This is a genomic window from Halobacillus aidingensis (genome assembly GCF_900104185.1).
Lineage (GTDB): Bacteria > Bacillota > Bacilli > Bacillales > Halobacillaceae > Halobacillus > Halobacillus aidingensis.
Genome location: NZ_FNIZ01000008.1, coordinates 34,172 through 58,457, shown reverse-complemented (window position 1 = coordinate 58,457; position 24,286 = coordinate 34,172). Strand labels below are relative to the sequence as shown.

Genomic DNA, 24,286 nt, shown 5'->3' with positions numbered 1-24,286 from the left:
TCTGTTTTTACGGGTACAATAAAGAAACAATTGCGGAAGGAAGGGTTTTGTTTTATGAGAATTTTATTTATAGGTGATGTCGTGGGTTCACCAGGACGGGAAATGGTTGACGAATACTTACCGAAACTGAAGCAGAAATATCAGCCTGCTGTGACGATTGTGAACGGGGAAAATGCAGCGTCAGGGAAAGGCATTACCGAAAAAATTTACCGTCGCTTCCTTGAAAAAGGTGCCCAGGCCGTAACACTTGGCAACCATGCGTGGGATAAAAAGGAGATTTTTGAATTTATCGATGATGCGGAATACCTTGTCCGCCCTGCCAATTATCCTGAAGGCACGCCTGGTAAGGGGATTACTTTTGTCAAAACCCCTAAGGGTGAGGTCGCCGTTATTAACTTGCAAGGGCGTACGTTCTTGTCTCCAAATGATGATCCATTCAGAAAAATCGATGAGCTGATAGAAGAAGCAAAAAAACGCACGTCTATCATCTTTCTGGATTTTCATGCAGAAGCAACAAGTGAAAAGCAGGCAATGGGCTGGTATGTAGATGGCAGAGTGAGTGTGAATGTAGGGACACACACCCATATACAGACAGCAGATGAAAGAATCCTGCCAGGAGGAACGGGCTATATTTCTGACGTAGGTATGACAGGGCCTTATGACGGAATTCTGGGAATGGAACGTGAAGCGGTTTTAAAGCGTTTTCTTACAAACTTACCTGTACGTTTTGAAGTGCCAAAAAAGGGAAGAGCACAACTGAGTGCTTTCTTGGTGGATGTAGATGATAAGACAGGAAAATCTACAAAAGTCCAGCGTATTTTAATTAACGATGACCATCCATTCTTTCATTGATTATTTGAATTTTGCGACAAATTCATTCATAATGAAAAGGTAATATCCTACATCTCCAAGAATATAGTAGTTATGGAACAACTATAGTGATTGAAGGAGGAGCTAGTAATGGAAGTCTTAAAAGTATCAGCCAAATCCGTACCTAATTCAGTAGCAGGAGCCTTGGCCAACGTAGTACGAGAGCGCGGAACGGCCGAAATTCAAGCGATCGGAGCCGGAGCATTGAATCAGGCAGTTAAAGCCGTTGCCATCGCAAGAGGGTTTGTTGCCCCGAGTGGCATGGACTTGATTTGCATTCCGGCATTTACAGATATCATGATCGACGAGGAGGAACGAACAGCGATTAAGTTGATCGTCGAACCTCGATGAGCGTAAAAAAACAAGCGTTTTTATAAGTTTCGCGTACTTACGATGTTTGCTAGCGAATACCTTGTCTTTATGGATGAAAGAAAAATAGAATGGAAAGAAAAGGGTGTACTCACAATCGAGTGCGCCCTTTTTTAATAGAGATCGTTTTTTAGTATAAATGGTTTTTCAAAAGAAAGATATTCAACAATATAGCAGCTTATGTGAGGCTCATCTTTAAGCTAACGGGTGTTTATTACCATATTAAGATGCAGTGGTGGTTTGAGAGTGTGCTATTCCGCGCCGACTGAGCCGGTCTATTCATCAAACATCTCTCCATTCAGGTCTGAAAGAATAGGGAGCTTGTATGCAGTGGAAATGGATATTTAATAGAGGTTAATAGAACGTGGAATGATATGAGCGATTGTATTTTCACAGTGGACAGATGAGTTTGCGTTTTCCTCAATCCATGTTAATATTGTTTGTATAAGAGGTTTAATAATGATTTATAGAGGTTGGGAGTGTTCACTGTGAATGGAACGATGAAAGCGATCGTTAAGCATCACCGAGCTCCAGGAGCGCAAATGCAAGAAGTTGCGATTCCGGAAATCCGTGATGATGAAGTATTGATTCGTGTGAAAGCGACATCGATTTGTGGGACGGATGTCCATATATATAATTGGGATGAGTGGTCTGAAAGCCGCGTCAAACCACCTTACGTTTTCGGTCATGAATTTTCAGGAGAGATTGTGGAAGTAGGAAGTAAGGTTCATAATTTCCAAGCAGGAGATTATGTGAGTGCAGAGACTCACCTTATTTGTGGACACTGTCCGCAATGCTTGACGGGTAAATTCCATATTTGTGAAAATACTAAAATTATTGGTGTGGATACGCAGGGGTGTTTTGCAGAATATGTAGCGCTTCCAGCAGATAACCTATGGAGGAACCCTGATGAAATGCCAACAGACATCGCTTCTATTCAAGAGCCGATGGGGAATGCTGTACATACGGTTCTAAATGGCGATGTAGCAGGGAAAACAGTAGCCATCATCGGTTGTGGACCTATTGGTTTGATGGCTGTAGGCGTAGCCAAGGCAGCTGGGGCATCTCAAGTACTTGCTTTTGATTTGAATCCATATCGTCTTGAACTTGCTGAGAAAATGGGAGCTACAACCGTGATTCATTCTGGAGAAATCGATCCTGTTGAAAAAGCTAAAGAGTTAACAGATGGCCATGGGGTAGACGTCGTTTGTGAAATGAGTGGACATCCTGTAGCAATGGACCAAGGATTTAAAATGATTACCAATGGCGGCCGTGTTTCCATTCTAAGTTTACCTACGAAGAGGGTAAGCCTCGATGTGACGAATGACATCGTATTCAAAGGCGTAGAGGTTCAAGGGATTACTGGAAGAAAAATGTACGAAACGTGGCAGCAGGTTTCCAGGCTTCTTCAATCTCAACAGGTGGATGTCACTCCACTGATTACTCACCATTTAAAGCTTGAAGAATTTGAGAAGGGCTTTGACTTGATGAATCAGGGCCAATGTGGAAAAGTAGTTTTACACCCATAATTGTAAGGAGGATGTTTTATGAAAGGCTTCGAATACTTGCAAAAAGAACTAAACGAGATGCAGGAAGAAGGGACGTTCCGTACGTTGATCCCTCTGGAATCTGCACAAGGTTCCAAAGTGACAATCAAAGGAAAAGAAGTGATTCAACTTTCTTCCAATAATTATCTAGGGCTTACCTCACACCCGAAGATGAAAGAAGCAGCGGAAAAAGCTAATGAAGAATATGGCGTCGGAACAGGTTCTGTTCGTACGATTGCAGGTACATTGAAAATGCATGAAGATTTTGAAGAAAAGTTAGCGAAATTCAAACATACAGAAGCTGCGTTAGTATTCCAATCCGGCTTCACAACGAACCAGGGTGTCTTATCTTCTATTCTAGGTAAAGAAGATGTAGTCATCTCTGATGAGTTGAATCACGCCTCAATCATCGACGGGATTCGTTTAACAAAAGCGGATCGTAAAATTTATAAGCACGTCGACATGGAGTCATTAGAATCAGCGTTGAAAGAAAGTGGCGATTATCGTACAAGATTAATCGTTACTGATGGCGTTTTCTCCATGGATGGAAATATTGCTCCTCTACCGGAAATCGTAGAACTCGCTGAAAAGTATGATGCTCTCGTTATGGTGGATGATGCTCATGCGAGTGGGGTTCTTGGTGACAACGGACGTGGAACAGTCAACCATTTCAACCTGGATGGCCGCGTCCACATTCAAGTGGGAACACTTAGTAAAGCGATTGGAGTACTTGGAGGGTATGTGGCAAGTACAAAGACCCTTCGAGATTACTTAATTCATAAAGGACGTCCGTTCTTGTTCAGTACATCCCACCCGCCAGCAGTAACGGCTGCGAATGATGCAGCGATTGATGTATTGTTAGAAGAGCCAGAACTGATCGAAAAACTTTGGGACAATACAAAATTCTTCAAAGATGGTCTGAACGCTCTTGGATTTGACACGGGAATCAGTGAAACACCGGTAACTCCTGTCATGGTTGGGGATGATGCCTTGACACACAAATTCTCCGATGAACTGTTCGAAGAAGGAGTATTCGCACAAGGAATCGTCTTCCCGACAGTCCAGCGCGGAAAGGGACGCGTCCGAACAATCGTTACAGCAGAACATTCAAAAGAAGAACTACAAGAAGCTCTCGATGCCTTCGAAAAAGTCGGTAAGAAATTAGGGATCTTGTAATAGTGAAGAAGCCAGCTATGAAATCCCATAGCTGGCTTCTTTTAATTGATAAAAACAGCACTTCCCCTATTAAACAAACGCTCCCTTTTCTGGAAGACTCAGTTTCGAGACTTTTGTTGAGAGGATGGGGGCTGCGGGGAATGGCTCCCTTTCCGCGGGAGCGCGGTGAGCCTCCTCGGACTGCGTCCTGTGGGGTCTCACCAAGCACTTTTTTCCCGCAGGAGTCACCTCATTCCCCTCCACCCCTTTGCCATTTAAGTATCTCGAAACCACTTTCGGAATTAGCTGCTTTTATGCACATGGTTATTGGATGGGAATGAACTCCTAAGCACACTATTCTGCATGCGAAAAGCTTGTTATAGAGCGCTTTATGCTTATAATAACAGGATAGTGGAAGGCGCCCTCCCACAGTAAATGGGTTCGTTTCTCCCCTTCATGGAATGGGGTGGTTGGGAAGCTGGGAGACTCCCGGGGGAGAAAGGAGATAGGCGAGATCCCGCAGGACGAAGTTCGAGGAAGCTTGCCACTCCCCCACAGGAAAGCGAGTAGCTTCCCAGCCACCCCTGACGCTCAACATGGCAAACGAACCCCGAAAAGTCTCGAAATCGAGTCTTCCACAATCCTGCCATATTGTTGAATAACTACTTGGAAAATGGATGAAAAAAGGTGGAATTCATGTTTACGCTTAATTTATCATGTAAAACTTGATATAATGGTACAGTTAGAAGGTTCGGCTTGAAAGGAGATCATTATGAACGAACAGCAACGTAAGGAAATGTCACAAATTCGTCAGTCTTCCACGGCTGATGCTAAAGCAGAACAAGATAACTTAAATCGACTGAAACAAAAAACTAGTGAAGATTTTGTTAAATATTTTGAAACGACATACCAACCTCCGAACATGAGGGATGCACAACGCCGGAAGCGGAAAGAAACAGATGTACATTATGATTTTGAAATTCCTGAAGATATGGATCAAGCAGGCAAGGGTAAAAAATATTTGATCCGTACATACGGATGCCAGATGAACGAACATGATACTGAAGTCATGGCAGGGATTTTTGAAGAAATGGGTTATGAACCCACAAAGGATACAAAAGAAGCGGACATCATTCTATTGAATACCTGTGCCATCCGTGAAAATGCAGAAAATAAGGTGTTCGGTGAAATCGGACACTTGAAGCCTTTGAAAATGGAAAATCCGAATTTGATTATCGGAATCTGTGGATGTATGTCACAGGAAGAGTCTGTCGTAAACCGGATTCTGAAAAAACACCCATTTATCGATCTTATTTTCGGTACACATAATATTCATAGAATCCCGCAGCTGGTAAAAGAAGCGATGTTCGGGAAAGAAATGGTAATTGATGTGTGGTCGAAAGAAGGGGACATTATTGAAAACCTTCCAAGATCACGAAAAGGAAAAATCAAGGCTTGGGTAAACATTATGTATGGCTGTGACAAATTCTGCACTTATTGTATTGTTCCATATACAAGAGGAAAAGAAAGAAGCCGTTTACCGCAAGACATCATTCAGGAAGTAAGGCATTTGGCGGCTCAAGGGTATAAAGAAATTACCCTCCTTGGCCAAAACGTCAATGCGTATGGAAAAGACTTGGATATGGCCTATGGGCTCGGTGACTTAATGGATGAACTGCGGAGTATTGATATTCCACGGGTTCGCTTTACAACTTCCCACCCAAGAGACTTTGACGATCGTTTAATTGAAGTGCTTGCTAAAGGTGGTAATATGCTTGACCATATCCATCTACCGGTCCAGTCAGGAAATAGCGATATTTTGAAGATCATGGGCCGTAAATACTCGAGGGAAGAGTACCTTGAACTTGTTCGCAAAATTCGTGTAGCAATGCCAGATGCAACCCTTACGACGGATATCATCGTCGGGTTTCCGAACGAAACCGAAGAACAGTTTCAGGATACGTTATCCCTTGTGGAAGAAGTCGGCTTTGAAGCTGCCTATACGTTTATCTATTCTCCAAGAGAAAATACACCCGCAGCTAAGATGAAAGATAACGTTTCAATGGAAGAGAAGAAGGACCGTTTGCAGCGGTTGAATAAAATCGTCAACCAGCAATCTGCAGACGCCATGAAAGCATACGAAGGTGAAATTGTAGATGTCCTTGTAGAAGGAGAAAGTAAGAATAATCCGGATGTGCTAGCCGGGTACACGAAGCGGAACAAGTTGGTCAACTTCCGTGCACCTGAGTCTACAATCGGGCAAATTGTACCAGTAAGAGTGACCAAAGCGAAAACTTGGTCCCTTGATGGAGAGTTAGTAGAAATCAACGCAGAGGTGAAATAAATGGCACAGTATACGAGACAACAAGTTGTAGAAGAAGCAAAAAAATTGGCTAAAATGATGGCTGATATTGAAGAAATCGATCGTTTCAAGCAATTGGAAGCGAAATTAAATGACAATCAAAAGGTTCAATCTCATATTAAGAAAATCAAAGCTTTGCAAAAGCAGGCGGTTAACTTTCAAGCTTACGGGAAAACGGAAGCTCTTCAGAAGATTGAAAAAGAAATCGATCGTCTTCAAGATGAGCTCGATGAGATTCCGGTCGTTGCAGAATTCAAAGATTCACAAACCATTATTAATGATATCCTTCAAATGGTTTCGAACACGATTTCACGTGAAGTTACAAATGAGGTTATCCGTTCTACGGGCGGGGATATCCTGCAAGGAGAAACAGGTTCAAATAAATCAAGTCATGGTTGCAGCCATTGATGCATACACTTCCGTCAGAGGGTTTTCCCTCTCTGGCGGTTTTTTTTGTACAATTTTATAGGCTATTGCATAGAATGAATTAAACACGTCCTTAGGCCATTTTCCCGTTAGTCACCATTCGCCCAACCAAACATAGGATGGGTGGTAGAATAAGGAGGAGTGAAACCCTATGTCTTTTTTTGAACGAGATTACAGAGAGATCATTACAAAAGCTGTAATCGCTAAAGGTAAAAAGTTTACAGAATCCACACACACCATCAGCCCTTCGCACCGTCCGACAAGTATCCTAGGTTGTTGGGTCATCAATCACATCTACAATGCCAAAAAGAAAGGAGATCACGTTGAAATCTCTGGCAGTTACGATGTAAACGTCTGGTATTCGTATAACGACAATACAAAAACAGAAGTCGTTACAGAGCGTGTCAGTTATTGTGATCACGTCAAGTTGGCAGTGAAAGATGATAATTGTGTACATGATGACTTTGAGGTAATCGCTAAGGTCGTACAGCAACCGAACTGTTTAGAAGCGAACATCTCAGGAAATGGGCAAAAGATCGTTGTGGAAGTAGAGAGAGAGTTTGTTGTAGATGTCATAGGTGAAACAAAATTGTGTGTGAAAGTGGATCCTCATGGTTGCGGCCATGATGATGATTACGATTATGATTTGTCTTCCGATGATTTTTCAGCCATCGAAACGGACTTCCTTCCATCTTCTTCAGACAGAGATCACGATAGTCACGATTAATGATGAAATCCTTGCTGCTACAGCGAGGATTTCTTTTTTTGCTTTCAAATATTTTATGATAATTATATAATAGCTCCCTTTCAGGCTCACCGCGCTCCCGCGGAAAGCGAGTTATTCCCCGGATCCCCATCCACTCAAGAAACATCTCGAAACTGAGTCTTCAAGCATCCTGACGTATACTTTAATAATGTCATGCTCTTCCGTGTAAGATTATTTGCCTCGTATGCTATAATGGGTGGAGAATCTTATGCACGTTTTGGAGGTTTAACCTTATGGCACAATACACACCCATGATGCAGCAGTATTTAAAAATTAAAGCAGACCAAAAAGATGCCTTTCTGTTTTTCCGGTTAGGCGATTTTTATGAATTGTTCTTTGAGGATGCAACGAAAGCATCCCAGGAACTTGAAATTACATTGACGAGCAGGGACGGAGGTTCAAACGGAAGAATCCCCATGTGCGGTGTCCCTTATCACTCCGCAGACAATTACATAAAGCAGTTGATTGAAAAAGGGTACAAGGTTGCTATTTGTGAGCAGGTCGAGGATCCGAAAACGACGAAAGGGGTTGTGAAACGGGAAGTTGTCCAACTGATCACTCCAGGTACGGTCATGGAAGGCAGCATGCTCGATGAAAAGGAAAACAACTACTTGGCTTCACTGAGTGCATTTGAAGATGGCTCATACGTTGTCAGTTACAATGATCTCACGACCGGAGAAAACAGTGTAGCTCTTATTCCGGGAGGTTTTGACGCGGCTATGAGTGAATTGTACAGCCGGCCGGTCAAAGAAGTGGTGGTATCCAATGATTTTGATGTCGAGTATAAACAGATGTTGATCGATCGTTTGGATTACACGGTTTCTCATCAGGACGTGACGGAGATTGCTCCTGAATTTCAACCTCTTGTTGAGGAGGTTCATCAGGATAAGCTTTTAGTCGGCTTCGGGAGGCTTCTCAATTATATCCAGCATACGCAAAAAAGGTCACTCGATCATCTGCAGCCTGTGAAAGTGATTGAATTGAAGCAATTTATGACCCTCGATATGTATTCCAAAAGAAACTTAGAATTGTTGGAAACTCTTAGAAAGAAAGGAAAAGCGGGAAGCCTTCTTTCTGTCATCGATAAAACCATCACTTCCATGGGCGCGCGTATGCTTAAAAAGTGGATGGAGCGTCCGTTGTTATCAGCGGATGCTATTGCGATGAGGCATGACCAGGTCGAAGGATTTCTTGATCAGTTTTTTGAGAGAGAGACCTTGAGAGATGAGCTATCGAATGTTTACGACTTGGAACGTTTAGCTGGAAGAGTTGCCTTTGGCAATGTGAATGCCAGGGATATGATCCAGTTGAGAAATTCATTAAGTCATATTCCGGATATCTTAATGACGCTTTCAAAATTCGACCATCCTTCCATAGGAAAGCTATATGACAATGTTGATCCGCTTCATGATTTAAAAGAACTTCTTCAAGAAAGCATCGCCGATGACCCTCCGATCTCTGTAAAAGAGGGGGGCTTGATTCGGGACGGCTTCCACGAACAGTTGGATGACTATAGATATGCTTCCAAGAATGGAAAGCAGTGGATTGCAGAGCTTGAACAAAGGGAACGAACGGAAACAGGAATCAAATCCTTGAAAGTCGGCTATAATCGTGTGTTCGGCTATTATATCGAAGTGACAAAAGCGAACTTGAGGCATCTACCTGAAGGAAGGTATGAGAGGAAGCAGACCCTTACAAATGCCGAACGTTTCATTACTCCAGAGCTGAAAGAAAGAGAAACGATGATCCTCGAAGCCCAGGAGAAAAGTGTGGAGCTTGAGTATGAACTGTTTCTCGAAGTCCGTGAAAAGGTGAAGGCGTACGTCAAAAGACTTCAACAGCTGGCAGACCAAATCAGCCGCATTGATGTTCTCCAAGGTTTTGCTCAAGTAGCAGAATCCTATCAATATGTACGACCGGAATATCGGGAGCAACGTGTGGTGGACATCCGTCAAGGTCGTCACCCTGTTGTAGAGAAAGTGATGCAGGAAGGAACGTTTGTACCGAATGATATTTACATGAATGAAGAGACTGATGTGTTACTGATTACAGGACCAAACATGTCCGGTAAAAGTACGTACATGCGTCAGCTTGCATTGACGGCAATTCTTGGTCAAATGGGCTCTTTTGTACCGTGCCAGTCTGCGAGTTTACCAGTCTTTGATCAGATATTTACAAGAATTGGTGCGGCCGATGATCTTGTTTCTGGTCATAGTACATTCATGGTCGAAATGCTGGAAGCAAACCATGCATTGACGCATGCGACGGAAAACAGCTTGATCCTTCTTGATGAGATAGGAAGAGGGACAAGTACGTATGATGGCATGGCTCTGGCTCAGGCTATTGTGGAATATATTCATGGGGAGATTAAAGCGAAAACGCTATTCTCTACCCATTATCATGAATTGACCTCATTGGATGAACAGCTTGAGCGTTTAAAAAATGTTCATGTCCGAGCGGAAGAGTATGAAGGCAATGTTGTCTTTCTTCACCAGATTAAAGATGGACCTGCGGATGAAAGTTACGGTATTCATGTAGCGAAGCTTGCACACTTGCCTGATCCGCTGATCAACAGAGCAACCGCCCTTCTGGATCAGCTTGAAAATGGGCCCGTCAAAAATGAAGCCTCAACCTCCCCAGAAGAAGAGGAGCAGCTAAGTTTGTTTGTTGAAGAATCGAAGCCGGAGAAAAAGCGGACAATGGAACCGCAGGCTTCTCATATAGAAAAGCGTCTACAGTCATTAGATCTAATGGAAATGACTCCGATGGACGCTATGAATGAATTGTACCAATTGCAAAAACGTTTGAAATCGTAAAGGAGGAACAGAGATGGCGCGGATCCGACTGATGCCAGACCACCTAGCCAACAAAATAGCGGCCGGAGAAGTTGTTGAACGCCCAGCCTCTGTCGTCAAAGAACTGGTAGAGAACAGTATTGATGCAGGTGCCACATGGGTGAAGATTGATTTAATGGAAGCCGGATTGCAGCGCATCCGGATTACCGATGATGGTGCGGGAATGGATGAAGAGGACTGTGAAATTGCTTTTCATCGCCATGCAACGAGTAAAATTCTTGATGAAAATGACCTTTTCCATGTCCGGTCCCTCGGTTTTCGGGGAGAGGCATTAGCAAGTATCGCTGCAGTGAGCCGCTTGAGTATCCAAACCTCTACTGGAAACAGTGCTGGGACGAAAATGAATCTTGAAGGAGGACATCTCGTCTCCAGAGGAAAAAGTGATGCGAGAAAAGGAACAGACATTACGGTTGAGGAATTGTTTTTCAATACGCCGGCCCGGTTGAAATATATGAAAACCATTCATACCGAGCTAGGTCATGTGACGGATGTTTTAAATCGTACGGCCTTAGCCCATCCGGAAGTGCAGTTCCTTTGTACTCATAATGAAAAGCAGATCTTTAAGACGAATGGACGTGGAGATCTCCTCCAAGTCATAGCGAACATTTATGGAATGAATGTCGCTAAAAAAATGATCCCGATAGAGATGGAAACCGCGGACTTTAAGGTGGATGGATATATTGCGAAACCCGAAGTTTACCGTGCATCAAGAAATTATATGTCAACGATTATCAACGGTCGTTTCATTCGGAGCATTCCTTTAAATAAAGCTGTTTTGCAAGGCTATCATACCCTGTTGCCGATCGGAAAAAGTCCGATTGTCGTTTTAAATATAGACATGGATCCAATCCTAGTCGACGTCAATGTTCATCCATCTAAAATGGAAGTGCGTTTTAGTAAAGAAAAGGAATTGTATGATTTATTAGAAGAGACCGTTCGGCAGGCCTTTCGCAAACAAACACTCATTCCTGATGTGTCACAGCCGGCATCTAAGCCTGCAAAAGAAAAAACGACACAGGAATCCTTTAACCTCTACCATACGAGGGAGGAGGATGCTCATCGCGAGCGGGAATCCACGGTGGACCATTTAGTGAAAAGTGAGCAAGGACTACTCCAAGACGACGGTTTCCAAAAAAAACAGGAAGAGTTAATCAAAGAGATGAACCCGACATTCGACACAGATACCTCTGCTTCAATAGAGAGCGTACAGTCCGAAGATAAAGTCGAAAAAGAAGGACCTCCTCGTGAACAGAAAAGAGTCCCGACCATGCATCCGATTGGTCAGCTGCATGGAACATACATCCTTGCTCAAAATGAGGAAGGTATGTATATCGTCGATCAGCATGCGGCTCAAGAAAGGATCAAATACGAATTCTTCAGAGACAAACTCTCGGAAGTGGACCATGAAGTACAGGAACTCCTTGTACCGATGACTTTTGAATTTTCGAAGGCTGAATCGTTAAGGATGGAAGAGTACAAAGGCGAACTGGAAAAAGTGGGATTGTTTTTTGAACCATTTGGAGACACGACCTATATCGTGCGCAGTCACCCCCAGTGGTTCCCGAAAGGATTTGAAGAGGAAGTTATTGATGAAATGATTCAGCAGCTGATGGAAGAAGATCGGATTGATATTCTTAAACTAAGAGAAGAAGCGGCGATACTCATGTCGTGTAAGCGATCGATCAAAGCGAACCATTATTTGAACCAAACCGATATGTTTCATCTTTTAGAAGATTTGAGAAAGTCGACCGATCCTTTTACTTGTCCTCATGGACGTCCAATCATCGTTTTCTTTTCAGAGTATGAGATGGAAAAAATGTTCAAACGTGTGATGTAATTAAAAGAGAGACTCCGAAGCGGGAGTCTCTCTTTTTTGTTTGCTATTTTGTTTACATAATGTTTTTATAATCAACTTATATATAAGTACGAATGACAGAGTAGGGGATTAGGAGATGTTCTTCTGCTGGAGAAGAAAACGAAAATAGTTATCGATTTGTTTAATATCCTCCGGCTGAATTCCAAACCATGCTTTCTTGTCAAAAAAAACAGGTTTTGTGTATCCCTTCGTTTCCAGGAGCTGCTTAATCTCGCGCATTTCATCCTCTTGTTCATCACTTAACCCGAGGAGATAATCTGCGGTGGTATGGAGAGCGTGAGCGATCTTCGTGAGATCTTCAAGATCTGGTGAAGTGTAACTCCGTTCCCAATTCGACACGACTTGTGGGGACACACCGACTTTTTCAGCTAACATCGATTGTGTTAAACGTCTTTCTTTTCTAAGTGAACGAATTCTTTCATGAACCACTTTAAGACGCCTCCTTTTCTATACTATAACACAGACTAACGAAATGCGATAGTGCGACTAACGAATATTTTGAATATTTGTAACGGAACTCGTTAGTATTGGTAACGGATTGCGTTAGTTTATGAGCTGAGGTATGATTGTAGAGCCATTCATGTATAATAGAGACGTGTGAAGGAGGTGGGAGTGTGAAACCATTGGTGATCTCAGTGGTCGGTCCTACAGCAGTCGGAAAATCGAATCTGGGGATCCGAATCGCTCAGTGTTTTAATGGAGAAGTGATTAGTGGAGACTCTATGCAGATTTACCGGACGATGGATATCGGAACAGCGAAGGTGACCAAAGGGGAGATGCAAGGCATCCCGCATCATATGATTGACTTTAAAGATCCTGCGGAGCACTTTTCAGTTGCTGAGTTCCAGGAGAATGTGCAAACGTTAATCTGGGAAATTCATGAGCGGGGGAAGCTTCCGGTTTTGGTAGGGGGGACAGGCTTATACATACAAGCAACACTTTTTAACTTCCATTTTTCAGAACAAAAAAAGGATCCTTCCATCATGGAGAAGCTTGAAAAAGAATGGAAGGAAAATGGCAGAGATTATATGTACAAACGCCTTGTTGAAATTGACCCCGAACAAGCAGAAAAAATTCATCCGAATAATGAAAGACGTGTACTGAGAGCCCTTGAGGTTTATGAAACGACAGGCCAGGTGATGAGTGAGCGCCATCATCAGCAGCAGAAAGAATCTCCTTTTAACCCACTGTTAATCGGGCTGGAGATGGACCGGGAATTACTGTACGATCGTATCAATCGCAGGGTCGATCAAATGATTGAACAGGGTTTGTTAGAAGAAGTTCAAAATCTCTATGAACAAGGATTGAAGGACTCTCAATCAATGCAGGCGATTGGGTATAAGGAATTGATTCCTTACTTCGAAGGTTCATGTACCCTGGGGGAAGCCATTGAATTGCTGAAACGTAATTCCAGGCGCTATGCCAAACGTCAGTACACGTACTTCAAGAACAAAATGGATATCAACTGGTATGAAGTATCTCCTTCGAACTATGAGGAGAAATTTGAAACAATTTTAGGCGATTTAGCAGGAAAGATAGACTAATGCGTAGAATCGTATTATTACAGATAGAAAAGAGGAGGAAGATCCATGGCCCAATCGGTTAATATCCAAGACAATTATTTGAATCAATTAAGGAAAGAACGCATGCAGGTGACTGTCTTTCTACTCAATGGCTTTCAATTGAGAGGCATCGTCAAAGCCTTCGACAATTTTACTGTCTTGTTGGAGACGGAAGGAAAGCAACAATTGATCTTCAAACATGCAATTTCAACATTTGCTCCTGTAAAAAATGTTTCATTGGATAAAGAATAGTGTAAATGGAAGCAAAGAAGCGGGTGCCTTTAAAGGCATCCGCTTCTTTCATGGATGGAGGAAATGATTTGCATAATCATCCTTGGGCGTTTGTCACAGGTAACCCCACCTATGCGTATGATGAAGAAGAATGAGGAGGGATCGATGTGCAACCCCAGGCTAAAACGGTGAGACCAAACAGCACAATCAATATTGTGTTGAATGATTCTAAAGAAAAAGCGATTCCTGAACGGAAAGCAGCCGCCCTCAAGCAGACAGGCGCCCCTTTTCTGAAAATCGAGGAATTTTTCAATTCCATCATTGGGATGGAGGATTTAAAGACCAGGGTAAAAGAAATCTATGCACAGGTGCTCGTTTCTAAGAAAAGAGAAGAAGCAGGATTGAAGTCGAATGCGCAAGTTCTGCACATGGTTTTTCATGGAAACCCCGGCACGGGAAAAACGACCATCGCGCGGATGGTTGCTGCTTTATTCCGCGATGTCGGGGTGCTTGATAAGGGCCAATTCATCGAAGCCGATCGGAGTGATCTTGTAGGAGAGTATATCGGTCATACGGCTCAAAAGACGAAGGACCTGATCCATAAAGCATTGGGGGGCGTCCTTTTTATTGATGAAGCTTATTCATTAGCAAGAGGTGGAGAAAAAGATTTCGGAAAAGAAGCGATTGATACATTGGTTAAATGCATGGAAGATCATCATAATGAATGCATTATCATCCTTGCTGGATATCCGGATGAGATGGAGGATTTTCTGACCTTAAATCCAGGCCTTGCTTCCCGGTTCCCCATCCAGCTTTCTTTCAAGGATTATTCTGCGAAAGAACTTACGCAAATTGCTTTTGGAATGATTGAAGAAAGGGAATATTGTTTAACAAAAGAAGCGGAGCGAAAACTTTTTCAGCATCTGGCCCACGTGTACACCAGACGTGAAGAGAACTTTTCAAATGCCCGCTATGTAAGGAACCTCATTGAAGAAGCGATTCGAAAACATGCTTGGAGAGTGATCAGCACCCCGAATCCGAAGAAAAAAACACTGATGACCCTTCAGGCGGAAGATTTTGATGTTCCTTTACAAGAAACAGACTTGATCTAAACGGTCGTACATTCATAGGAAACATTTTTCTGTTATGATGAGAAAGATACAGGTAGACGGAAGAGTAGGTGAAGAGACAGATGTCAAAAGAATTGGTCGTGTTAGTTGCGCGAAAAGATCCATTCGAACAAGAAGAACGGTTTCAGTCCTCTTTGGAAGAACTTCAATCACTGACGGAAACCGCTGATGGAGAAGTGTGCAAAATTATTACTCAGAAGCGTGACCGGGTTCACCCGGCTACATATTTAGGTGAGGGCAAACTGGAAGAAATAAAAGAAGCAGCAGAGGAATCTGAAGCTGAACTCGTGATATTCAATGATGAGTTATCACCTGGCCAGCTTAGAAATATAGCGGACAGGGTCGGCGTGCGTGTCATTGACAGAAGTCAGCTGATCCTGGACATTTTCGCAGGACGGGCGCGTACAAAGGAAGGGAAATTGCAGGTGGAACTTGCTCAACTGCAATATTTACTTCCACGGCTATCCGGACAAGGGACAGCGTTATCCCGGTTAGGTGGAGGGATTGGTACCCGTGGTCCTGGTGAAACCAAACTGGAAACCGACCGTCGTCATATCCAACGTAGAATTGATGATATCAAGAAGCGGTTGGATACGGTCGTAAAACAACGGGAGCAGTATCGAAAACGGAGAAAAGAAAACCGTGCCTTTCAAGTCGCAATCGTCGGTTATACGAATGCTGGTAAATCAACGTTCTTCAATAGAGTGACCGACAGCCAGTCCTTTGAAGAGGATTTATTGTTTGCTACACTCGATCCATTGACAAGGCAAATGAGCCTTCCTTCTGGTTTTTTGGCTCTCCTTTCTGATACGGTAGGATTTATTCAGGACTTGCCAACGACGCTCATCGCGGCTTTCCGATCGACGTTAGAGGAAGTAACAGAAGCGGACTTTATCGTTCATATGGTGGATGCTTCACACCCTGATCACATGCAGCAGGAAAAGACAGTATTGAGATTGTTGGACGAACTTGGAGCTGGTCAACTGCCGATCCTGACCGTTTACAATAAAAAAGATCTACTGCAGGAGGATTTCATTCCACACTCCTTCCCATCGTTGACAGTGAGCGTTCATGATCCGATTGACCGTAAACGTATTCTTCATAAAATCGAAGAGGTTTTAAAGGATGAGTGGTATGAGTATGACGTTTTCGTGCCAGCTTCTGAAGGGAAACGATTGCAGCAATTCAAGGCCTACAGTATGATCACGAGCATCCATTTTTATGAGGAAAAAGAAGGCTATGCTCTTCATGGTTTCATCCATCCTGAGCACCCATTGAAACATCAAATATTATAAATTTGAACAAAACGTTGATTCAACGAAATTATGCAAGATAGGAAGAGGACTCATCATGAACATTCAAGAATTGAAACACCATGTAGAAAAAGAGATCAAGAACCAACACGAGATGGTTGATGAGATTGTCGAGTACAATCAAGAAAAGGTATTAAAGGCATTCCATAAACTGAGGGTCAGCGATTCTCACTTTAATCCGACGACAGGTTATGGCTATGATGACTTTGGGCGAGACACACTAGAGGCATTGTATGCAGAAATATTCAAAGCGGAAGATGCCCTTGTCAGACCTCAGCTCATCTCCGGAACGCATGCGATCACGACCGCCTTATTCGGTGTCCTGCGCCCGGGGGATGAACTGCTTTACATATCTGGAGATCCTTATGACACCCTAAGAGATGTCATTGGTTCTGAAGACAATAAGGATACAGGTTCTTTAAGTGATTTTGGTATCAGCTATCAAACCGTTCCTTTAGAAGGAAGTGGGGCTTTTTCTCATGATAGAATCCGAGCAGCTATACATGAAAAAACGAAGGTCGTAGCCATCCAAAGGTCCAAAGGATACGAGGATCGTCCTTCATTTACTATTGGCGAGTTACAATCCATCATTCAGTTCGTTCGTGACACAAAAGACGATGTGATAATTTTTGTTGACAATTGTTATGGTGAATTCGTAGAAATGAAAGAACCGCTTGAAGTAGGTGCTGACATGATTGCTGGCTCATTAATAAAAAACCCGGGAGGCGGGATTGCCAGAGTCGGGGGTTATATTGCGGGACATGAACACCTGATTGAAAAATGCAGCTATCGACTGACGGCTCCTGGGTTAGGGAAAGAAACAGGGCCGAGTTTAAACAGCCTGCAAGAGATGTATCAAGGGATTTTCCTCGCACCACATGTTGTAGGAGAAGCTTTGAAAGGAGCTATTTTCACTTCTAAATATTTAAGTGAATGGGGCTTCGACACATCTCCGGCTTATGATGTGAAGCGGACGGATTTGATTCAATCCGTAAATTTCAATACGGCTGAACAAATGATCAGGTTCTGTCAATCCATTCAGCAGGCATCTCCTGTAAATTCTCATTTCAAACCAGAACCCAGCGCCATGCCTGGATACGAGGATGAAGTGATTATGGCTGCGGGTACTTTCATTCAAGGCGCGAGTCTTGAATTGACGGCCGATGGTCCTATTCGTCCCCCATATACGGCATTCGTTCAAGGTGGATTGACCTACGCGCATGTAAAGATCGCTGTCGTACAAGCGGTAGAGCAGTTGATCGAAGAGGGTATGGTTAAACTTTGAAGCGGAGGGAATGATAACCCTTTCAAAAAATAGCCCCAAATTGTGTGAACATTCCTCACATATGTTGACATATCCCTTGCGTGACGTATAATTAAAGTATCATTCTTATGGGGAGGTGGCACATCGATGAGTGATGAAATTCGTCGTTCTATGCCGTTATTCCCGATGGGGATTGTTCAATCATTGACAGACCTTACTGCACGGCAGATCCGGTACTACGAACAGCACGAGCTGGTTCAGCCGGCCCGTTCAGAAGGGAACCGTCGCATGTTCTCATTTAATGATGTTGATCGGCTGCTTGAAATCAAAGACTTGATCGATCAAGGTGTGAACATGGCCGGAATCAAGAAAGTTCTGAAGCTGAACGATCAGCCAGATAATGAAGTATATGACGAGGATCAAGTGAAGGAAGTTCATAATGAACTTACCGAAAAAGAACTACGTCGTATGCTGCAACGAGAACTATTCACAGCGGGAAGACAAGGTAAATTAGCAATCAGACAGGGAGAAATGTCAAGGTTCTTCCATTAATTTTGTGTTGAGAGGAGAAATTCAATGGGTTTAACAAAAGAAGAAATCTACAAAAAAATCGATGAGGAAAACGTCAAGTTTATCCGTCTTCAGTTCACGGATATGCTTGGTACGATCAAAAACGTGGAAATTCCACTAAGCCAGTTGGATAAAGCTATTGATGGCATGATGATGTTTGACGGGTCCTCCATTGAAGGATTCGTTCGTATCGAGGAGTCGGACATGTATTTGGTTCCAGACCTGGATACCTTCGTCGTTTTCCCTTGGACTTCAGAAAAAGGGAAGGTCGCACGATTCATCTGTGACATCTACAACCCAGACCAAACTCCTTTTGAAGGATGCCCACGCTATAACTTAAAGCGTAACATCAAAAAAATGGAGAAACTCGGATTTTCTGCTTTCAACATTGGTACAGAACCTGAATTTTTCCTATTCAAATTAGATGAAAAAGGCGAACCGACGATGGAATTGAATGATAAAGGCGGCTATTTCGACTTGGCACCGACCGATCTTGGTGAAAACTGCCGTCGTGACATCGTCCTTGAGCTTGAGGAAATGGGCTTTGAAATTGAAGCCTCTCACCATGAAGTCGCTCCAGGTCAGCACGAAATCGACTTTAAATATGCGGATGCCGTCAAGCACTGTGATGATATTCAAACATTCAAACTTGTCGTCAAAACCATAGCACGTCAACATGGCTTGCATGCAACGTTCATGCCTAAGCCGTTGTTTGGCGTGAATGGATCTGGTATGCACGCGAACATGTCTCTTTTCAACGAAAAGGGTAATGCTTTCTTTGATGAGAAAGGGAAGGAACAACTGTCAGAAGTGGCTTACCAGTTTACAGCAGGCATCATCAAGCATGCAACGAACTTCACAGCCGTGACAAACCCTACTGTCAACTCTTACAAGCGTCTTGTACCAGGGTATGAGGCTCCATGTTATGTAGCATGGTCCGGTCAGAACCGTAGTCCGCTCGTACGTGTTCCAACATCCCGTGGTTTGAGCACAAGAATCGAAGTTCGGAGTGTGGATCCATCAGCGAACCCATACATGGCGATGGCAGTCCTTCTTGCTGCTGGACTTGATGGTGTGGAAAATAAACTGGAAGCACCTGCTCCTGTCGATCGGAACATTTACGTGATGGATAAGAAAGAGCGTGAAGCACACGGAGTTAAAGACCTACCTGCTACTTTGTATGATGCATTGGAAGAGCTGCATCAAGATCCAATCATGGTAGAAGCTCTCGGCGAACACCTATTTGAACATTTCATCGAAGCGAAAGAAATTGAATGGGATATGTTCCGTACACAGGTTCACCCGTGGGAACGCGAACAATATTTGCAGACTTACTAATTTACCAAACCCTTGGGGCCCTAAGCCTCAGGGGTTTTTATTAGTGTGGGTGGATGAGTTGAAATTATAAACGCAATTTTCCACCCCCATTTCACCCACAAAAATCAGGTGGAGATCTTATTCATATGATCATCAAAGCGATCGATGCTTTCTTTTTCAATACGCTTGGAAATATGTGAGTATACATCTGATGTTATTTGCATGCTGCCATGACCCAGTCTTTCCTGAATGTACTTCATGTCATTTCCAGCTTCTAAAAGCAACACAGCGTGAGTATGCCTAAGAGAGTGAACTGGCAATTGAGGCAAGTTTGATCTTTTTAGGATTCTAGAGAATGAATTGAATAAGGTTGATTTCGGAATGAAGTTTCCATCTTTTCTACAGAGTACTAAATCTAGATCATGATGGTATAATTGGTTAAGGGCAGTCTTGTTTTGGTTTTGTTGTCGCAAATGAAATGTGAGGTCGTTTGCGAGTGACTGGCGAATTGTAATTACTCTTTTGGAGTTGTATGTTTTTGTATCTCCAAACAATTGTTCTTTGGATTCGGCCTGAAAATCCAAAGTTTTATTGATGCTTATCGTCTTTTCTTTTAAATCAACATCTTTCCATTGCAAGGCTGCAGCTTCACCTTTTCTCATACCGGTTTCAATCATTACTTTAAAGAATATCCAGTGCATGTAACCATACTTATATGCTTGTTCCAAAAATGTAGGTATGTCAGCAGATTCGATGAATTTTATATCTTTTCTTTTGTTTTCGCCTTTAATTACTGCACCTTGACAAGGGTTTCTTTCTATCTTTTCCAAGTGGTACGCTTTATCCATTGCTCCGAATAAAGTTCCATGAACAATCTCCCTAGTTCTTTTACTGTAACCTTGATCATATAAATGATTGAGAAACTTTTGATAAATAATCGGTTTTAGTTCTTTCAGCTTTAGGTTTTGGAAATACGGAATTATGTGTTTTTTGATATTTCTTTTGTGTAATTCAAAAGTATTTTTTCTAACAGAATCTTTTTTGTATTCACTTAGCCATTCATCCAAGAAATCTTTTAAAAGTAGGTTGTGATTAGTCATTTCATAATTTGTAAGTAGTTTATGTTCCATTTCTTGTGCCGCGAAACGAGCTTCTGATTTTGAATTAAATCCTCTTTTTGATTTTTCTCTTCTTTTTCCAGTGAACGGATCGACATACTTAATTCTATATTCCCAATTACCATTCCCATGCTTTCTGTAGTTTATAGGCATTTAAATTACCTCCTATACATTGATAACTATCTTCTTTAATTTACCTAAAATTTTTAAGTCTTTTGATATAAACCTGGGTGGATATGCAGGGTTTTCAGATTGAAGTATATAAGTATTTTCTCTTTTATAAACACGTTTAAGAACAGCCTCATCATCAAGTAGTACTGCTGCAATTTCTCCATCCTCTACATCTGGTTGCTGTCTGATCAATACTAGGTCGCCCTCATTGATCCGAGCGCCGCTCATGCTATCTCCCTTGGTCCTTAAATAAAAATACTCTCCACCATTCAGCCAAGACTGTGGTGTTTCTTCGTAACCTTCAATTTCTTCATATGCAAGTTCTCCATTACCACATGAAATTTGTCCAACTATAGGAATCTTCGCTAGCTGAGGAACCTCATATACGGATTGGTTTTCCTTTACTGATTCATCCTCTTTTAATCCAAAAATTTCATCCATATCAACATCATAAATTTTAGCTAATTTTTGTATTGTCTTTAAACTTGGTGTCCTATTTTCTCTTTCGTAATGACTATAAGTTTGTTTAGATACACCTAATTTTTTAGCTACATATTCTTGGGTCCAGCCCTCTAATTTCCTTAATTTTTTTAATTTTTCTCCAAACATTTTAATCACTCCTGACTAGTACTTATAATAAGGTTCTTTATTGTCATTGTCAACAAATTGTTGACAAATATACCTGAAATCGTTGGGATTGTTGTAAAAATTTTGTTGACAGTCGCCTATTTGTTGATTTAATATTGAGTCAACAGACAGGCGACAAGTGGAGGGAGGATCAAGATGGGTGAGATCGAGAAGAAAAGGAAAGAACTTAAATACACACAAGAAGAAATCGCAAGGAAAACGGGGATCACCAGACAATATTACAATTCAATTGAAAACAACAAAAAGAAGCCGTCTGTTTCATTAGCTAAACAATTATCTGAGGTTATGGAAGTGGATTGGACTATTTTTTTTGAGTAACCAGTCAACATATAGGCGATTTTTCGGGGGAGGGTCACAACATGAAAGCAACAGATAGTTGTTCAGAAGATGAAAAAAAGGAATTAAAGACGAGGCTATTCCGAGAGATATTACAAGAATTGCTGATTAAGGAGAGTGAGTCTGATGATTCAAGTTCAAGTTGATGAAGCGGAAATCAGGCAAATATATCTCGAAAAGATTCAAGAGAAGTTAGATGAAATCGATAATGAACTAGTCTTCTGGGACAGAAAGGAACTCATGCGACGCACTTGTTTATCCTGGAATACAATTTTAAAAGAGTTCTTTTATGACAGTCGTTTCCCAAAACACAAAATCGGTTCAAAGTGGATGTTCCCAGCTGAGCAAACAAAAGTTTTCTTGATTGAGTGGCTGAAAGAACAAAGGGGAGCGACATGAAAATAAGAGACTCTCTTGATCTCATATACCCAGTCTTAACTATTGTGGCATATCTGATTATGGTATGGGCTTTATAAAAACATCAAATGGAGTGATCGAATGAATAAAGAAACAAGCATGAAGGAAATGAAAAAGCGCTTTGAAGAGATCGTTGATTCAAAAGCTGAAGATGGCGATAAAGATCTACGCCTTGCGATTCTAATGACTGATATGGAGAAAGTGTTCAGCATCCCTGCTATTGCTGGCAAGAGACTTGAAGCGTTTGAAAAGAAACACTCTGACGTACTGGAGTTTTACCGGGAAGTATCAGCCGCAAGAAAATTCAATGAGGAGGTCATTTAAGTGAAATCAACAGGCATTGTAAGAAAAGTGGATGAGTTAGGTCGAGTGGTCGTACCAATTGAATTGCGAAGAACATTAGGGATTAGAGAGAGAGATCCAGTGGAAATCTTCGTGGATGATGACAAGGTTATCTTGAAAAAGTATGTAACCTCGGAGGATACAAAAGAACAACGAGACAAAATCAACAAGCTCATGAAATTTTGCGATGGTCTGAAACTAAAAGCTGGAGCGGCGCAAAAAGAGCAACTGGAACAAATTCAAAATGAACTCTACAAAACAATGAGTCCATGAAAAAAGCCACCTGGATGGCGGTCCAGATGACTAGGTAAATGAAGCATTAAACGAGTTACTCCTACTTTACCATGCATGTTAGTCGCAGAGCAAGGTATAGAGGGCGGCAGGTCAGCCTGTCGTTGAGACCGGGAGCGGGTTTCATCCGTTTTATTCAATGGACAACCTTCCCCCTCCTTCCGTTCCTGGTCTCAACGATGCGCTGGCATCAGAGAGGAGGTGTTACATATGAGTGAATACCAAATGAAATTGAGCGAAATAGCTGACGGAGCACTTCAGGAGCAGTTTGATGTTGAGCATCAGCGTGTGGTTGATAACATGTTCGATCGTAATACTAAAGCGAAAGCGAAGCGGAAAATCACAATTGAACTGGAGTATGTTCCTAACGAACAGCGAGAACTTGCGAATATGACTCTCAACGTGAAATCGAAGCTTGCTCCGGCTGACAGTGTTCCTACCAGCCTTATGATTGGAGCGGATGGTAACGGACAAGTTGTAGGCAAAGAGTTGCGTTCCGGCATCCGTGGACAAACGTATTTTGAAGAGGATAGTGTCAAACAGGATGACGGAGAGAAAATTTACGAATTTAAAAAATCTACAGAAAAGTAAGGAGTGGCAATTTTGTTAAAAGAATTTGCTCAGTATCTTGTGAAGCTTGGAACTCCAGATGTGCTCACTGTAAATGAACAACAATATTCAACACAACCGCTTCAACTACTAAAGAAACCAACACCTTCAACTATTGGTGTAAGGAGTTTGTCTGGACTGGTTGATTATATACAATCTGAATTTGATGGATCGATTCCTCTTATGATTCATGTGGAAAGCCCGACCCGTGTTAAAGTCTTCTCCCAAACAAACGTAGATGAAGAGCGTGACCATGTGATTGTGGCCGATGCTATGATCCCTGAATTCAGATTTGATCAATTCTATGATACAGAGGCCTTCAACATTAAGCTTCAATCATGCTTCGTTAAGAATGAAGACCGAGACATCATGTTGAAAGTCGTAGGCAGTATCAAAGAAGAAGGCGTCCAAGAAGTAGGGGATGATGGGATTTCTCAAGCCGTAACTGCCCGTACTGGAGTTGCAACGGTTGGAAACGTTAAAGTCCCTAATCCAGTGGAGTTAGCGCCGCGCAGAACATTTGTAGAGGTTGAACAACCCGAGAGTGATTTTGTATTCCGTATGAGACAGGGGCCTAAATGTGCGCTGTTTGAAGCGGATGGTGGAGCTTGGGAACTTGAAGCAATGGAGAACATTGCTGATTACTTAGAGTCTTCACTTGAGGCTCAGGCAAACCGGATTCACATCATTTCGTAAAAGGGAGCGGGCGGCCCATATCGCCCTTTCAACCACTTCTTGAGG

General features: G+C 42.4%; 27 protein-coding genes. 24 read left to right on the top strand and 3 right to left on the bottom strand.

What is annotated here, in order from left to right; genetic code table 11:
- Positions 1-54: 54 nt before the first annotated feature.
- From BLS23_RS09650 to mutL, 9 genes are all read left to right on the top strand, one after another.
- On the top strand, positions 55-852 hold the full coding sequence (locus tag BLS23_RS09650; protein ID WP_089652345.1) for a TIGR00282 family metallophosphoesterase: 798 nt from the start codon (positions 55-57) through the stop codon (positions 850-852).
- 108 nt (positions 853-960) lie between these two features.
- Positions 961-1,221 carry a stage V sporulation protein S gene (locus BLS23_RS09645; protein WP_008640081.1) on the top strand — a complete coding sequence of 87 codons (261 nt, stop codon included), beginning with the start codon at positions 961-963 and terminating at the stop codon, positions 1,219-1,221.
- Positions 1,222-1,727: 506 nt separating this feature from the next.
- On the top strand, positions 1,728-2,768 hold the full coding sequence (tdh, locus tag BLS23_RS09640) for an L-threonine 3-dehydrogenase (RefSeq protein WP_181898509.1): 1,041 nt from the start codon (positions 1,728-1,730) through the stop codon (positions 2,766-2,768).
- 18 nt (positions 2,769-2,786) lie between these two features.
- Positions 2,787-3,962 carry a glycine C-acetyltransferase gene (locus BLS23_RS09635; protein ID WP_089652344.1) on the top strand — a complete coding sequence of 392 codons (1,176 nt, stop codon included), beginning with the start codon at positions 2,787-2,789 and terminating at the stop codon, positions 3,960-3,962.
- A 751-nt stretch (positions 3,963-4,713) separates the two neighbouring features.
- Entirely contained in the window at positions 4,714-6,285 is a 1,572-nt protein-coding gene (miaB, locus tag BLS23_RS09630; protein WP_089652343.1) for a tRNA (N6-isopentenyl adenosine(37)-C2)-methylthiotransferase MiaB, read from the top strand.
- On the top strand, positions 6,286-6,711 hold the full coding sequence (locus BLS23_RS09625; RefSeq protein WP_089652342.1) for a YlbF/YmcA family competence regulator: 426 nt from the start codon (positions 6,286-6,288) through the stop codon (positions 6,709-6,711).
- Positions 6,712-6,880: 169 nt separating this feature from the next.
- Positions 6,881-7,456 carry an outer spore coat protein CotE gene (gene cotE / locus BLS23_RS09620; protein WP_089652341.1) on the top strand — a complete coding sequence of 192 codons (576 nt, stop codon included), beginning with the start codon at positions 6,881-6,883 and terminating at the stop codon, positions 7,454-7,456.
- Between the two features lie 272 nt (positions 7,457-7,728).
- Positions 7,729-10,311, top strand: coding sequence for a DNA mismatch repair protein MutS (gene mutS, locus BLS23_RS09615; protein WP_089652340.1), 2,583 nt, complete (start codon positions 7,729-7,731; stop codon positions 10,309-10,311).
- A 13-nt stretch (positions 10,312-10,324) separates the two neighbouring features.
- Positions 10,325-12,187: a DNA mismatch repair endonuclease MutL gene (gene mutL, locus BLS23_RS09610; protein ID WP_089652339.1), complete on the top strand. Its 1,863-nt coding sequence runs from the start codon at positions 10,325-10,327 to the stop codon at positions 12,185-12,187.
- A gap of 108 nt (positions 12,188-12,295) precedes the next feature.
- Here mutL and BLS23_RS09605 read toward each other — a convergent pair whose 3' ends face one another.
- Positions 12,296-12,655 carry a helix-turn-helix domain-containing protein gene (locus BLS23_RS09605; protein WP_089652338.1) on the bottom strand — a complete coding sequence of 120 codons (360 nt, stop codon included), beginning with the start codon at positions 12,653-12,655 and terminating at the stop codon, positions 12,296-12,298.
- A gap of 185 nt (positions 12,656-12,840) precedes the next feature.
- Here BLS23_RS09605 and miaA point away from each other — a divergent pair, with 185 nt between their 5' ends.
- From miaA to glnA, 8 genes are all read left to right on the top strand, one after another.
- Complete coding sequence (miaA, locus tag BLS23_RS09600) at positions 12,841-13,770, top strand: tRNA (adenosine(37)-N6)-dimethylallyltransferase MiaA (protein ID WP_089652337.1); 930 nt, start codon at positions 12,841-12,843, stop codon at positions 13,768-13,770.
- A 45-nt stretch (positions 13,771-13,815) separates the two neighbouring features.
- Positions 13,816-14,040 carry an RNA chaperone Hfq gene (hfq, locus tag BLS23_RS09595; protein WP_089652336.1) on the top strand — a complete coding sequence of 75 codons (225 nt, stop codon included), beginning with the start codon at positions 13,816-13,818 and terminating at the stop codon, positions 14,038-14,040.
- A 5-nt stretch (positions 14,041-14,045) separates the two neighbouring features.
- Entirely contained in the window at positions 14,046-14,174 is a 129-nt protein-coding gene (locus tag BLS23_RS22145; protein WP_258871568.1) for a hypothetical protein, read from the top strand.
- A 12-nt stretch (positions 14,175-14,186) separates the two neighbouring features.
- On the top strand, positions 14,187-15,131 hold the full coding sequence (locus BLS23_RS09590) for an AAA family ATPase (RefSeq protein ID WP_089652335.1): 945 nt from the start codon (positions 14,187-14,189) through the stop codon (positions 15,129-15,131).
- An 80-nt stretch (positions 15,132-15,211) separates the two neighbouring features.
- Positions 15,212-16,444 carry a GTPase HflX gene (hflX, locus tag BLS23_RS09585; RefSeq protein WP_089652334.1) on the top strand — a complete coding sequence of 411 codons (1,233 nt, stop codon included), beginning with the start codon at positions 15,212-15,214 and terminating at the stop codon, positions 16,442-16,444.
- A gap of 55 nt (positions 16,445-16,499) precedes the next feature.
- A complete protein-coding gene (locus BLS23_RS09580; RefSeq protein ID WP_089652333.1) occupies positions 16,500-17,747 on the top strand; it encodes a methionine gamma-lyase family protein in 1,248 nt (415 codons plus the stop codon).
- Positions 17,748-17,873: 126 nt separating this feature from the next.
- A complete protein-coding gene (locus BLS23_RS09575) occupies positions 17,874-18,278 on the top strand; it encodes a MerR family transcriptional regulator (RefSeq protein WP_089652332.1) in 405 nt (134 codons plus the stop codon).
- Between the two features lie 24 nt (positions 18,279-18,302).
- The gene (gene glnA, locus BLS23_RS09570) at positions 18,303-19,634 is read left to right on the top strand and encodes a type I glutamate--ammonia ligase (protein ID WP_089652331.1); all 1,332 of its coding nucleotides are present in this window, start codon (positions 18,303-18,305) and stop codon (positions 19,632-19,634) included.
- A gap of 104 nt (positions 19,635-19,738) precedes the next feature.
- On the opposite strand, the gene BLS23_RS09565 is transcribed toward glnA, so the two are convergent.
- Together BLS23_RS09565 and BLS23_RS09560 are read right to left on the bottom strand one after the other, a co-directional pair.
- Positions 19,739-20,884 carry a site-specific integrase gene (locus BLS23_RS09565; RefSeq protein ID WP_089652330.1) on the bottom strand — a complete coding sequence of 382 codons (1,146 nt, stop codon included), beginning with the start codon at positions 20,882-20,884 and terminating at the stop codon, positions 19,739-19,741.
- A gap of 12 nt (positions 20,885-20,896) precedes the next feature.
- Entirely contained in the window at positions 20,897-21,511 is a 615-nt protein-coding gene (locus BLS23_RS09560; RefSeq protein ID WP_089652329.1) for a LexA family protein, read from the bottom strand.
- A 174-nt stretch (positions 21,512-21,685) separates the two neighbouring features.
- On the opposite strand from BLS23_RS09560, the gene BLS23_RS09555 reads away from it, so the two are divergent.
- The 7 genes from BLS23_RS09555 (at position 21,686) to BLS23_RS09530 (ending at position 24,241) form a co-directional block, all read left to right on the top strand.
- On the top strand, positions 21,686-21,868 hold the full coding sequence (locus BLS23_RS09555; RefSeq protein WP_089652328.1) for a helix-turn-helix transcriptional regulator: 183 nt from the start codon (positions 21,686-21,688) through the stop codon (positions 21,866-21,868).
- A 41-nt stretch (positions 21,869-21,909) separates the two neighbouring features.
- Positions 21,910-22,032 (top strand): hypothetical protein, encoded by a 123-nt coding sequence (locus BLS23_RS22140; RefSeq protein ID WP_279615123.1) that lies wholly within the window; start codon positions 21,910-21,912, stop codon positions 22,030-22,032.
- A complete protein-coding gene (locus tag BLS23_RS09550; protein ID WP_089652327.1) occupies positions 22,013-22,285 on the top strand; it encodes a group-specific protein in 273 nt (90 codons plus the stop codon). Before BLS23_RS22140 ends, BLS23_RS09550 begins: the two co-directional genes overlap by 20 nt.
- A gap of 99 nt (positions 22,286-22,384) precedes the next feature.
- Positions 22,385-22,627, top strand: a complete 243-nt coding sequence (locus BLS23_RS09545) for a hypothetical protein (RefSeq protein WP_089652326.1) — start codon at positions 22,385-22,387, stop codon at positions 22,625-22,627.
- Positions 22,628-22,918, top strand: coding sequence for an AbrB/MazE/SpoVT family DNA-binding domain-containing protein (locus tag BLS23_RS22265; protein WP_089652325.1), 291 nt, complete (start codon positions 22,628-22,630; stop codon positions 22,916-22,918). It abuts the gene before it with no gap.
- 228 nt (positions 22,919-23,146) lie between these two features.
- Positions 23,147-23,527 carry a hypothetical protein gene (locus tag BLS23_RS09535; protein ID WP_089652324.1) on the top strand — a complete coding sequence of 127 codons (381 nt, stop codon included), beginning with the start codon at positions 23,147-23,149 and terminating at the stop codon, positions 23,525-23,527.
- Between the two features lie 12 nt (positions 23,528-23,539).
- Complete coding sequence (locus tag BLS23_RS09530) at positions 23,540-24,241, top strand: hypothetical protein (protein ID WP_089652323.1); 702 nt, start codon at positions 23,540-23,542, stop codon at positions 24,239-24,241.
- Positions 24,242-24,286 lie beyond the last annotated feature (45 nt).

What these genes read in the sequence shown, in the direction of transcription:
- BLS23_RS09565 (WP_089652330.1), bottom strand. Translation starts at nt 20,884, where the DNA reads ATGCCTATAAACTACAGAAAGCATGGGAATGGTAATTGGGAATATAGA.
- BLS23_RS22140 (WP_279615123.1), top strand. Translation starts at nt 21,910, where the DNA reads ATGAAAGCAACAGATAGTTGTTCAGAAGATGAAAAAAAGGAATTAAAG.
- miaB (WP_089652343.1), top strand. Translation starts at nt 4,714, where the DNA reads ATGAACGAACAGCAACGTAAGGAAATGTCACAAATTCGTCAGTCTTCC.
- BLS23_RS09625 (WP_089652342.1), top strand. Translation starts at nt 6,286, where the DNA reads ATGGCACAGTATACGAGACAACAAGTTGTAGAAGAAGCAAAAAAATTG.
- BLS23_RS09560 (WP_089652329.1), bottom strand. Translation starts at nt 21,511, where the DNA reads ATGTTTGGAGAAAAATTAAAAAAATTAAGGAAATTAGAGGGCTGGACC.
- BLS23_RS09635 (WP_089652344.1), top strand. Translation starts at nt 2,787, where the DNA reads ATGAAAGGCTTCGAATACTTGCAAAAAGAACTAAACGAGATGCAGGAA.
- cotE (WP_089652341.1), top strand. Translation starts at nt 6,881, where the DNA reads ATGTCTTTTTTTGAACGAGATTACAGAGAGATCATTACAAAAGCTGTA.
- BLS23_RS09545 (WP_089652326.1), top strand. Translation starts at nt 22,385, where the DNA reads ATGAATAAAGAAACAAGCATGAAGGAAATGAAAAAGCGCTTTGAAGAG.
- glnA (WP_089652331.1), top strand. Translation starts at nt 18,303, where the DNA reads ATGGGTTTAACAAAAGAAGAAATCTACAAAAAAATCGATGAGGAAAAC.
- BLS23_RS09645 (WP_008640081.1), top strand. Translation starts at nt 961, where the DNA reads ATGGAAGTCTTAAAAGTATCAGCCAAATCCGTACCTAATTCAGTAGCA.
- BLS23_RS22145 (WP_258871568.1), top strand. Translation starts at nt 14,046, where the DNA reads ATGGAAGCAAAGAAGCGGGTGCCTTTAAAGGCATCCGCTTCTTTCATG.
- BLS23_RS09535 (WP_089652324.1), top strand. Translation starts at nt 23,147, where the DNA reads ATGAGTGAATACCAAATGAAATTGAGCGAAATAGCTGACGGAGCACTT.
- mutL (WP_089652339.1), top strand. Translation starts at nt 10,325, where the DNA reads ATGGCGCGGATCCGACTGATGCCAGACCACCTAGCCAACAAAATAGCG.
- hflX (WP_089652334.1), top strand. Translation starts at nt 15,212, where the DNA reads ATGTCAAAAGAATTGGTCGTGTTAGTTGCGCGAAAAGATCCATTCGAA.
- BLS23_RS09580 (WP_089652333.1), top strand. Translation starts at nt 16,500, where the DNA reads ATGAACATTCAAGAATTGAAACACCATGTAGAAAAAGAGATCAAGAAC.
- BLS23_RS09650 (WP_089652345.1), top strand. Translation starts at nt 55, where the DNA reads ATGAGAATTTTATTTATAGGTGATGTCGTGGGTTCACCAGGACGGGAA.
- hfq (WP_089652336.1), top strand. Translation starts at nt 13,816, where the DNA reads ATGGCCCAATCGGTTAATATCCAAGACAATTATTTGAATCAATTAAGG.
- mutS (WP_089652340.1), top strand. Translation starts at nt 7,729, where the DNA reads ATGGCACAATACACACCCATGATGCAGCAGTATTTAAAAATTAAAGCA.
- BLS23_RS09575 (WP_089652332.1), top strand. Translation starts at nt 17,874, where the DNA reads ATGAGTGATGAAATTCGTCGTTCTATGCCGTTATTCCCGATGGGGATT.
- BLS23_RS09550 (WP_089652327.1), top strand. Translation starts at nt 22,013, where the DNA reads ATGATTCAAGTTCAAGTTGATGAAGCGGAAATCAGGCAAATATATCTC.
- BLS23_RS09555 (WP_089652328.1), top strand. Translation starts at nt 21,686, where the DNA reads ATGGGTGAGATCGAGAAGAAAAGGAAAGAACTTAAATACACACAAGAA.